We start from the raw sequence: 10,032 nt of genomic DNA on the forward strand, positions 1-10,032 counted from the left end.
ATAACCAGGTTCAGATTATTACCCGTACACCCACGCTGGCTGCACAGGAAACTGAGCAGTTAGTGACCTACCCGATTGAACAAAGCCTGGCCAACCTGCCAAACCTGGAAGAAATGCGTTCTATTTCTCGGTTTGGCCTCTCCGTTATAACCGTTGTATTTGCAGACCAGGTAGATATCTACTTTGCCCGGCAGTTAATCGGAGAAAAACTGAAAGAAGCGGTAGAAAAAATCCCGAAAGGAATCGGAACGCCTGAACTGGCACCCGTTAGTACAGGCCTGGGCGAAGTGTATCAATATGTGCTGCATCCAAAAAAAGGCGCGGAAGATAAATACAGTGCCATGGACCTCCGAACTATGCAGGATTGGATAGTTGCCCGTCAATTATACGGAACCCCCGGTATTGCAGAAGTTAACAGTTTTGGCGGATTACTGAAACAGTACGAAGTAGCCCTGAACCCCGACCGGCTAAAAGGCATGAATATTACGATGAGCGAGGTTTTTACAGCCCTGGAAAAAAACAATGCCAATACAGGCGGCGCTTATATCGATAAAAAACCAAACGCTTACTTTATCAGAGGCATTGGTCTTGTTTCCTCCCTGGAAGATATAAGAAATGTGGTTATCAAAAATGTAAGCGGTATTCCGGTGCTGATTAAAGACCTGGCCACCGTACAGTTCGGCTCCGCCATACGGTACGGAGCCGTTACCTACAATGGGGAAAAGGAGGTAGTAGGCGGTATAGTGATGATGCTTAAAGGCTCCAACAGCGCAGCTGTAGTTAAGCAGGTCAAAGAAAAAATTAGCACCATCCAAAATTCCTTGCCCCATGATATTGTCATTGAACCTTATTTGGATCGTACCCAGTTGGTAGATCGGGCCATCAGTACCGTAAAAACCAATTTGCTGGAGGGTGCGCTTATTGTTGTTTTTGTATTGGTCCTGTTCCTGGGGAATCTGCGCGCCGGACTTATCGTAGCTTCTGCCATTCCCTTATCCCTGTTGTTTGCCCTGGGAATGATGCAGGCTTTTGGCGTAAGCGCAAACCTGATGAGCCTCGGAGCTATTGATTTCGGATTAATTGTAGACGGCGCTGTAATAATGGTGGAAGTTACCCTGCACCATTTGGCACTTCGTAAAACAGGCGGCCGGTTAACGCAGGCCCAAATGGACCAAGAAGTTTATCAATCTGCCTCAAAAATCCGAAACAGCGCCGCTTTCGGAGAAATCATTATTATGATTGTTTATATCCCCATCCTTACCCTGGTTGGCATTGAGGGAAAAATGTTCCGTCCTATGGCACAAACAGTAAGCTTTGCCCTACTGGGTGCATTGATTTTATCAGTGACCTATATACCAATGATGTCGGCATTGGTACTCCCCAAAAATCTACCAACCAAGCGTACAATTTCCGATAAAATGATGGATCTACTCCAGGGCATCTATACACCCCTCTTAAAAAAGACATTTCGGTTTAGGACTGCAATTATCAGCTTTACGGTACTGCTATTCGGGATCGCGTTCCTATTATTTACCCGTATGGGCGGAGAATTTATACCGCAGTTGCGGGAAGGCGATTATGCATTTCACTGCATACTTCCTCAAGGCAGTTCTCTTTCTCAAAGCATTGAAACCTCTATGCAGGCAAGCCGGATTATCAAATCCTTCCCGGAAGTAAAAATGGTAGTAGGTAAAACAGGATCTGCCGAAGTACCTACCGACCCCATGCCTCCGGAAGCATCTGATCTTATGGTAGTGCTTAAACCTCTGAAAGAGTGGACTACTACGAAAGACTACAATGAACTAGCCGAACGGATACAGGAAAAACTGGAACAAATACCGGGCGTATTTTTTGAAGCGAACCAACCTATCCAAATGCGATTCAATGAATTAATGACCGGTATACGGCAGGATGTAGCCGTAAAAATAGTTGGCGAAAACATCGATACATTGGCCGCACTGGCCGGTAAAGTCAGCAAAATAATTCAATCCGTTACAGGAACCACAGCACCTCAGATAGAACGAACCACCGGTTTACCGCAAATTACCATTGCCTACGACCGGGCCAGGATTGCGGCGTATGGAATGAATATCGATGACATTAACCGTACCATAAGTACGGCATTTGCCGGACAGGCTGCCGGCGTGGTATTCGAGAATGAACGGAAATTTGACCTGGTAGTGCGGCTCGATAGTAACAATCGGCAATCCATAGACGATGTAAGCAACTTATTCGTAACAACACCCGATAATCGCCAAATCCCCCTGTCACAAGTAGCCTCGGTAAGCTTTCGGGAAGGACCCGCACAAATTAGCCGGGAAGCAGGAAAACGCCGGATCGTACTTGGATTTAATCTCAACAACCGCGATGTGGAATCCGTTGTAGAAGAACTGCAACAAAAGCTACAGGATGCCAATCTCTTGCCGACTGGTTACTATTATACCTACGGAGGCACTTTCGAAAACCTGCAGAAAGCGTCGGCCCGGCTGCAAATAGCAGTACCCATTGCACTAGCTCTCATATTTATGCTCCTGTATATCACCTTCCGCTCTATGAAAGAAGCCTTGTTAATTTATACCGCCATCCCCATGAGCGCCATCGGGGGCGTGTTTGCTTTACTGTGGAGAGATATGCCCTTTAGCATTTCTGCCGGTGTAGGATTTATTGCCTTGTTTGGCGTTGCCGTATTAAACGGCATTGTACTTATCAGCACCTTTAACCAGTTGGAAAAAGAAGGCATTACAAACCTATTCGAACGGGTAATCGAAGGCACCAAAACACGTTTACGGCCAGTTTTAATGACCGCCACGGTAGCATCTCTGGGATTTATACCCATGGCGCTTTCCAACGGCTCAGGTGCCGAAGTGCAAAAGCCATTGGCCACGGTGGTTATAGGAGGACTTGTAACGGCTACTTTTCTCACTTTATTTGTATTACCACTGCTCTATATCAGTTTTACCAGGAAAAGAACAAGACCTGCCAAAACAGTGTCCCCGACCCTGTTACTAACGGCTCTTCTGTTCAGTTCCCTATACACTTCGGCACAACCACCAGCGGGCACCCGCATCAATATCCAGGAACTGCTGGACTCAACCAGGCAGAACCTGCAATACGACATCAATAACCTCCAAATACGTAAGGAACAGACCCTGGTTGCTACAGCCGGGGCACTTCCTAAAACAGGGGTATTTGTAGAAAACGAAGACCTGCGCCCCAGCGACCAAAAGGGCATTCTTAAAATCGGTATTTCACAGGGCATTGCCTGGCCAGGTTTATACCGTGCTCAAAAAAAACTATTCGGCGAACAAGTCAATTATTTCAGGAGCACGACTGCGGTATTGGATGCGGAACTGAAAAAAACGATCCGATCCGTTTATTACCAGCTCTGGTACCTGGAAGAAAAACAAAAGCTCTACCATCGGCTGGATAGCATCTACCGGTCTCTTAGCGCCGCCGCAGTGCTTAAAGTAAAAACAGGCGATAGTCCCGGCTTGGATAGTATTGCCGCAGATGTTCGACTGCGCGAACTGCAGGCCCTCATCACCCAAACCAACCAGGAGATCAGTATGCAACAACATCAGTTGATGCAGCTGGTAAATACAACGGTACCCTATTTATCAGAAAACCGTGCATTGGATAAATTAACCTATACCGAATCGCCTCCCGATTCTGCACACCCTGTCCTTGCCCTGCAATTACAACAAATTGCCATTGCCAATGCCAGTACACAGGTGGTGCGAAATGAAAACCGACCTGAATTTTCGGGCCGTTTCTTTAGCCAACGGTTATATGGACTAAGCAACCCCTTTACCGGCTTTTCTTTAGTAGCCTCTTTTCCCCTCTTCAGAGCCGGCGCAACCAGGAAAAAAATTGCCGTGGCCCAGGCAGAAACGGCCCTAAGGGAACAACAATATGCCTACCAGCGCCAGCTCTTCTCTACCGGTTGGATACAGGCCCGAAAAGATGTAGAAAAAAATAAAGCCCTGCTTTCATTTTACGAATCTTCCGGTTTACGCCAGGCCAACGAAATAATTAAGGCAGCATCACTCGCCTACCGTGCCGGTGAAATCAGCTTTGCCGAACTCTCCCAATTCCTGACCCAGGCCATCGATATACAACGGAATTACCTTGAAAGCCTGAATGCGTTTAATCAGTCAGTTATCCAATTCTCCTACTATAGCCAACAATAAAATTTACACCATGCGCTTACTTAAAAAAATCCTGTTCACCTATCCCTTAATAGGCCTTCTATTGATATTGCAGGGCTGCCAAAATAACCAATCCGTTTCACACAAGAACGCTCCGGAAGAACCCGTAGAAGAGCCCAACACGGTACACTTTACAGCGGCACAAATAAAAAGCATCGGGCTTGAAACAGGTTTTATCGAACAAAAGGAGCTTACAAATTTCGTTCGGGCAAATGGCAGCCTGCGGGTACCTAATCAAAACAAGGCCCTGATTAACAGCCTGTATAGCGGAGTGGTAAGGTCATTACTGATTCAGCCAGGTAATACCGTAAAAAAAGGACAGCTGATCGCCACCATCGCCAACCCCGATTTTATTCGCGTGCAGGAAGAATACCTGTCGATAACCCCTCGCATTATCCTGGCTGAACAGGAATTAAACCGCCAAAAAGAACTGTCGGAAGGGAATGCCGGTGCCTTAAAAAATCTTCAAAAAGCAGCAGCAGATCTCAACGCACTTACCACCAGCAAACTTGCCCTGGCACAGCAGATTCAGTTAATGGGCATAACGCCCTCTTCACTGTCAAACGGAAAACTGATAGCGGTCGTATCGATCAGGTCTCCTATCCAGGGGGTTGTTAGCAGTGTTTCGGTTAAAATGGGCAGTTATGTCGACCTGAACACACCGGTAGCAGAAATTGTTGACAACAGCCAGCTTCACCTCGATTTATTTGTCTATGAAAAGGATCTTCCCAAAATACGAAATAACCAACCCATCCATTTTACCCTAACCAATAATCCGGGTAAAGAATACGACGCAGAAATTTTTTCCCTAGGATCTTCCTTCGAAGACGAAAGCAAAGCTATTAGCGTACATGCACGCGTTAAAGGCGAGAAAACCGGTCTGATAGACGGCATGTCTATCACCGCCCTCATTAGCTTGGATAAAGTGGCTACGCCAGCCGTTCCCAATGATGCTATTGTGAATTCCCAGGGACAGGACTTTATTTTCATCGTATCGGATGAACCTGGTCAGACCGAAAAAGAAATGCGGTTTCAAAAAATACCGGTAGCCAAAGGGGTTTCTGAAGTAGGCTACACGCAGATAACACTGCTAAAACCCGTTGCCCCGGAATCACGCATCGTTACAAAAGGCGCATTTTTTGTATTAGCAAAAATGAATAGTTCGGAGGAAGATGGCCATGGACATTAGAAACACCCCCACTAAACGACATCCTACCTATTAAACTAAAAACTATGGAACACAAACATACCTACAGTGCAGAGGGAAAGCAGCTTTGCTGTACGCAAACAGATAAAGTTTATACCAATGCCGGCGCGGCAGCACTGGTCAGGGAAAAACATACCAACAACGATGGACATGACCATAGTGCTATGGAAAACGGACCACTCAGGATGTTTCTTCCGCCGATCATTTCACTGTTGCTTTTGTTAACTGCCATCACATTTGACAACTGGTTACCCCAGGATTGGTTTAAGGGTTTATTCCGATTTGCCTGGTACATTACAGCCTATGGCATAGTTGGCTTAACCGTTATTATTGACGCCGTAAAAAGCATCACCAACGGAGAGCTGTTTTCCGAATTTTTGCTCATGAGTATTGCCACCATCGGCGCATTTTTCATTGGAGAATATCCCGAAGCAGTAGCCGTAATGCTGTTCTATTCTGTTGGGGAGGTTTTCCAGACACTTGCCGTATCAAGGGCAAAAACAAATATTAAAGCGTTGTTAGATCAACGACCCGATGAAGTTACCCTTGTAAGAGATAATAAAGCAAGTACTATTAAAGCAGCCGATGCCAGGATCGGCGATATTATTCTATTAAAACCGGGCGAAAAATTAGGACTCGATGGAGAACTGTTAACAGAAAATGCCTCCTTTAATACAGCAGCTTTGACGGGCGAAAGCACACCCGATACAAAAAATAAGGGCGAAACAGTTTTAGCAGGTATGATTAACCTGAATACCGTTGCCCGCGTTCAGGTAACGACCGCTTATTCTGATAGCAAGCTTAGCAAAATCCTTGAATTAGTACAAAACGCTGCTGCTCAAAAAGCACCGACCGAACTTTTTATAAGGAAATTTGCAAAAATATATACACCCATCGTAGTTTTCTTGGCAATCGGCATTTGCCTGCTCCCCTACTTCTTCGTGCACCATTACATCTTTAATGACTGGCTTTACAGGGCCTTGATATTCCTGGTAATCTCCTGCCCTTGTGCCCTCGTCATTTCTATTCCGCTTGGTTATTTCGGTGGAATCGGAGCAGCCAGCCGAAATGGAATTTTAATTAAAGGAAGTAATTTTCTGGATACGATGGCGGCTACCCAACAGGTTGTTATGGATAAAACAGGTACGCTTACCGAAGGCGTGTTTACAGTAGAGGAAGTGGTTTTCCACCCAGCTTTTGATAAGCAGCAGACCCTTAAGCTTGTTAATGCGCTGGAAAGTCAGAGTACCCATCCCGTAGCTACAGCCATTCATTCCTATGTGGGAAAAATTGATACAACCATACAACTGGAAAATGTAGCGGAAATAGCCGGGCATGGTTTAAAGGGTACCGTAAACGGGAAGGAACTATTAGTGGGTAATTTCAAACTCCTGGACAAGTTCGGCATAGGTTATGATATAGACCCCGGCTCCATCGTTTACACCAGCATTGCAGTGGCTGTTGAGGGGGGTTTTGCAGGTTATATTACCATTGCAGACCGCATTAAGGAAGACGCCAGGAAGACGATTGAACAGTTGCATGCGCTGAACGTGAAACTTACCATGTTAAGTGGAGATAAATCCACCGTGGTAAAATATGTAGCCTCCCAATTAGGTATTGACCAGGCCTACGGAGATCTGTTGCCGGAAGACAAAGTAAACAAGGTAAAGCAATTAAAAGCACAGAACGAAATAGTTGCCTTTGTGGGAGACGGGGTCAACGATGCCCCTGTTGTGGCCTTAAGCGACGTGGGCATTGCCATGGGCGGGCTTGGAAGTGATGCCACTATTGAAACAGCAGATATTGTTATCCAGGACGATAAACCATCGAAAATACCTATTGCTATCAGTATCGGTAAAAGAACCAAAAAAATCGTTTGGCAAAATATCACACTCGCATTTGTTGTAAAAGGCATCGTTTTGCTACTTGGCGCAGGTGGACTGGCTACGATGTGGGAAGCTGTATTTGCTGATGTGGGGGTTGCATTAATTGCTATCCTGAATGCCGTACGCATTCAACGAATAACACCGTTTAACGAGTAAAATGGCTACCAATTGTTCTACTGCGCGCCAGCAAACTCTGCGGAATGTTTTATTATTGCTTTCATGAAAAACAGCTTGCTACCATTTTTTTTCCTCTTGTTGATTACCTGCTTACCTGCAAAAGCACAACAAACCATTTCCGCGGTTATTCCGGGTGATTTTGCCGATCCTTCTGTTATCAGCGATGGAAAATTCTATTATGCAGTAGGTACGTCCTCTGAATGGGCCCCTCATTTTCCCATTTACCGGTCGGGTAACCTGGAGCAATGGGAACAGGTTGGATATGTTTTTGACAAGGCACCTGACTGGACAATTGGTTCTTTCTGGGCCCCTGAATATTATTTTATGAATGGGCGCTATTACATCTATTACACGGCCCGAAGAAAAAAGGACCATGTTTCCTGTATCGGCGTTGCCGTGTCTGATTACCCCGACCGGGGTTTCATTGATAAAGGCGTCCTGCTCGATTTTGGCAAGGAAGCCATAGATGCCTTCATCGTGGAAGACAAGGGCCACCGTTATATTAGTTTCAAAGCCTATGGGTTGGATAAACGACCCATTGAATTACTCGCTAAAAAACTATCGGCCGATGGACTTAAAACGGAAGGAGAAGTTTTCAGTCTTCTGAAAGACGAAACCGGCATTGGCCTGGAAGGCCAAAGTTTTATTCAAAAAGACGGGTATTATTACCTGTTTTACTCAGCAGGTAGCTGCTGCGGAATACACTGTGATTACAATGTACGGGTGGCCCGCGCAAAGAATTTCCGAGGCCCCTACGAACGTTACGACAAAAACCCTGTTCTGCAGGAAAACCCAACCTGGAAATGTTCCGGACACGGAACCTTTATTTTTGATAAAAAAGGTGCATACTATTACCTCTACCATGCCTACCACAAAGAATCTTCCCTATATACCGGCAGGCAGGCCTTGTTAGCCAAGCTTTCCTGGCCGGAGCCAACTGGCTGGCCCCGTTTTGAACAACCCGTAACCAGTTCGGCAGGGGCAACCCGAGCGCCCCTGCAGGATTTTTTCAAGGGCGATAAACCGGGCCTGTATTGGCAGTGGGATTGGCGGCACAGTAATCCGTATATTCAGCAAACCAAGGGAGAATTACGCTTAGGCGGAACCGTTATTCCAGGTAATCAAACGGGCATTGTGTTAACCGTGCGTCCTGCTACCGCCGATTTTAGCCTTTACACGAAACTTGCCGCGAAAACAACGGCCTTACAAGGACTTGTATATTACGGCGATGCAGGCGCGGCACTGGGCATCGGTATCATAGGCAACCAGGTACAGGTTTGGAAAGTAGCTGAAAATAAGCGCAGCGTGCTGCAAACAGCCCAGCTACAATATGAAGGGATATGCGAACTGAAACTGGTAGTGGATACCAATCATACCTGCCGTTTTTACTATAAAACAGGTGTGGACAGCTGGCAGGAACTGGTTGTTCAGCAAGCAGTTTCCGCTGATTTTCTTCCGCAATGGGATCGTAGTCCGCGCCCTGGGCTGCATATTTGGGGAGCAAGCGGCGCATGGGCTGTTTTCAAAGAATTCAGGCTCGAATAACCAGTCCTAAAGAACTGTAATCAGGAATAGAGCAAATAAGGTTGGATACGTTCCTGCCAGGCTTCTTCAATTGCCAGGTTTACCGGGTTTCCGCTGATGAGCTGCTGATAGGCATCCGGAATCCCTAATAATTTATCAAGATGCCTGCTTCCTGAAGGATTTGCGGCCGTATAATACTGCCGCTCTTTTAACTGAAGTGGAAACAACTGGTGCAACAAGCGGATAATAGCTATACCTGTCTGTACCGGGCGAAAAATTTCCTCCTTAATAACTTGCAATTGAATACCACCACAATTTTGCTGTTCATATACCCCTTCCTCCGGCGTATAGGCCACCGGCTTAGCATACACACCCGGCAAAGCAGCTGAATTGAAGGCATCAGCCAGCATGGCTCCTTGCAGCCAGGGTGCGCCCAATTTGGTAAACGGGCGATCCGTACCTCTTCCTTCATTGACAAACACCCCTTCCAGTAAGCCGGTGCCCGGGTAGAGAAGAGCCGTTTCAATATCCCGTATTGCCGGCGATGTAGGATGGAACAACCACCCTGCTGCAGCAGGCATTAGTTTCCGACTCCAACCATTTACCGGCACTATTTCCAGGGCAAGTTCGGGCAGGCGCTTTGCAGCAAAATAAAGCGCCAGCTCACCGAGTGTACAGGAATGCCGTACAGGAATTGACCATCGCCCGATAAAAGAACTACAAAGTTTTTCATCGAGCCAGGGGCCTTCAGCAAGATTCAGGTCTCCGCCAATTGGGTTGGGCCGATCCAGTACCAGCAGTTTTTTTTGCTCCCGGGCACATACTTCCATTACCAGGGTTAAGGTCCACAAATAGGTATAAAAACGACAGCCGACATCAGGAATATCAAACAATACCCCGTCCAGGTCGGCCAGGTCATTGGCAGCAGGTGCCATCTTTTGACCGTATAAACTGGTAATGGGAAGATGGGTGAGGTTATCCACTCCATCGGGTTGCCTTGCTCCATCGGCACCGGTAGCCAGTAAGCCGT

5 protein-coding genes are annotated in these 10,032 nt (G+C 46.6%); 4 read left to right on the top strand and 1 reads right to left on the bottom strand.

Going from position 1 to position 10,032, the window contains the following annotated elements; translation table 11 throughout:
• The 4 genes from A1D16_RS16995 to A1D16_RS17010 form a co-directional block, all read left to right on the top strand.
• The coding region (locus tag A1D16_RS16995) for a CusA/CzcA family heavy metal efflux RND transporter (RefSeq protein WP_290711691.1) at positions 1 to 4,190 on the top strand (4,190 nt) is incomplete at its 5' end.
• A 10-nt stretch (positions 4,191 to 4,200) separates the two neighbouring features.
• On the top strand, positions 4,201 to 5,397 hold the full coding sequence (locus tag A1D16_RS17000) for an efflux RND transporter periplasmic adaptor subunit (protein ID WP_290711693.1): 1,197 nt from the start codon (positions 4,201 to 4,203) through the stop codon (positions 5,395 to 5,397).
• Between the two features lie 44 nt (positions 5,398 to 5,441).
• Complete coding sequence (locus A1D16_RS17005; protein WP_290711694.1) at positions 5,442 to 7,457, top strand: heavy metal translocating P-type ATPase; 2,016 nt, start codon at positions 5,442 to 5,444, stop codon at positions 7,455 to 7,457.
• A 63-nt stretch (positions 7,458 to 7,520) separates the two neighbouring features.
• On the top strand, positions 7,521 to 9,023 hold the full coding sequence (locus A1D16_RS17010) for a glycoside hydrolase family 43 protein (protein ID WP_290711696.1): 1,503 nt from the start codon (positions 7,521 to 7,523) through the stop codon (positions 9,021 to 9,023).
• A gap of 20 nt (positions 9,024 to 9,043) precedes the next feature.
• On the opposite strand, the gene A1D16_RS17015 is transcribed toward A1D16_RS17010, so the two are convergent.
• Positions 9,044 to 10,032: DUF1343 domain-containing protein (locus A1D16_RS17015; RefSeq protein WP_290711698.1), on the bottom strand; the 989-nt coding region annotated here is incomplete at its 5' end.

Source organism: Flavihumibacter sp. CACIAM 22H1, from assembly GCF_001601815.1.
Taxonomy (GTDB): Bacteria; Bacteroidota; Bacteroidia; order Chitinophagales; family Chitinophagaceae; genus Flavihumibacter.